Annotated in this window: 1 protein-coding gene; it reads right to left on the reverse strand. The window is 48.3% G+C overall.

The window, feature by feature from the left end:
- Positions 1-726 precede the first annotated feature (726 nt).
- A complete protein-coding gene (locus tag DW817_RS10515; protein WP_021736328.1) occupies positions 727-1,773 on the reverse strand; it encodes a hypothetical protein in 1,047 nt (348 codons plus the stop codon).
- Between the last annotated feature and the right edge of the window lie 134 nt (positions 1,774-1,907).

The raw sequence follows: 1,907 nt of genomic DNA on the forward strand, positions 1-1,907 counted from the left end.
GAATTCGGTTCAGATGGATCCAGATGCGAGGAGCCCCCACTTCCACCGACGACGGCATACGGTTTGTGTACGTCTAGGAGGTTGGGAGCGCGGGCGACAAAGTAGATGGGTCCATATGGACTGAAGATTGCAAAAAAGCTTCCGCTTTGATAAGCTGGGCGCTGGAAGTGACGACACATGGTTAGGAAAGGAAGCGCCCAGGCGTAAGCTACCCCCAAACGTGGGACGGTCCATCGTACGATAGGCCATGAGGCCATTGTTTCCACAAAACCTTTTTAAAAAGTGGCCTCACACACTTCATCAAATCAGCCCGATTTTTGGGCTGACTCAAAAGGGATCGCCGAAAGCATTTTTTCGGGCGTCTTAGAAATGAGATTGTGGTACGTACCTTCTTGCGACGGGGCATGCTATCATTGGCATCAGATATATCTTTTTAAAACCAATGATGACACGTAACTGCATCGAATCGGAGCGATTTTTGCTCCGAGTAAAAATAAAAGGGGAACCCGACGTCTCCACACGAGCGGTAGCGAGGAACATTTTTCGATGGGCCAAAACTGCTAATCGCAAGACGCTGCCAACGCGATTCGGCTCACGGACCGTGTTATCGAAAAATCAATTCGGCGCCCACGACCGAAGGGAGACGGTTTGGCGCCGTGCGTTTGAGGGTTTAACTCAAAACTCACAACTTCAAGGTTTTGGCGCAGCCATTGCGCCAAAACTTTCTTATTCCGGGAACTGCATCCGAAACACCTTCAAATCCACAAGTTTCGTCTTCGCGTTTCGTACATAGGCTAAAATCAGCATGGTCCGATCATCAAGTGGGGATAGACGGAGACAATTCAGGTCGCCGCCAAGAAGTTTGGAGCTATTGAAGTTTCCCAAATACATACCGTTGCGGCGCCACAGTTTCAGGGTAAACCCGTCAATGACGGCAATATAATGGTCCATAATGGCCATATCAACAAGGTTATAGATGGAATCCTTATCCGTCGGCTGATAGCTGCCGTAGTACTGAATCAGTTTGCCATCCGGCTTAAAGGCACCAATAATGTTGAATCCATTTGGCTTGATCCGTCCGCCGCCGTAGACCGTCCCATCGTCCATGACCTGGACCAAGGTAAGGCCGCCCTTAAAGGGATTAGCACGGTTGTGGAGGAAGGAAGGATGATTGTTCGTAAGTCCCCCATCCTTTACGTCAGCCAAGGTAAAATTATCGTTTCCATAAAGGTAGGCTTGCTGCTCCCCAGGCAGAAAAGCAATGCGGGTCGCCGTCGTGTTTCCCTGCAGGCTTGCAATATCATTGCCGCTGATGAGAGCGTGGACTCCTTTTTTGACATAATAGACGTTATTGTCACTGTCTACGGTCATGCCAAAGACCATTTTCTCCTTGATGGTCAGGATGCCATCCTTTCCAAATCCGCGGTATGGCACCAAGGCACCATCCTTTAGGTCAAAGGCCTCCACTTGGGTCTCCGATCCATCAGGATTGCGCATAGAGAAAAAGACATGTCCATTTTTAACAAAAAAAGCACTGACGCGGTCAATTTCCTGAACATTCAGCTTCGGACTGTTGATTGCCTGGAGCGCGAAATTCGTATTGGCAAGCTCCATGGACTGGATAGGCTGGGGTTTGGCCTTGATGACCTTATCCTTGATATCAAGACGAAAATAGTAAGCCGTCCCTGCTAATACGGCAAGAAGAACAACCGCAATGATCAATTTATGATGGCCCTCAAGATGAGGTTTGATTTTCTCGTTCCAAAAAGACACGGGAAGGTCCCCTTTCCTAGATTACATCCTAGACCTGTAGTATATCATATTGTCCCTGCCTTGACGAACAAAAGACAAAAAAGGTTCTTTGTCAAATGTTGGGGTGCCCCACAACTAAATCGCCTTTTAGGAAC

The sequence above is a fragment of the Acidaminococcus sp. AM33-14BH genome, from assembly GCF_003603525.1.
Taxonomy (GTDB): domain Bacteria; phylum Bacillota; class Negativicutes; order Acidaminococcales; family Acidaminococcaceae; genus Acidaminococcus; species Acidaminococcus intestini.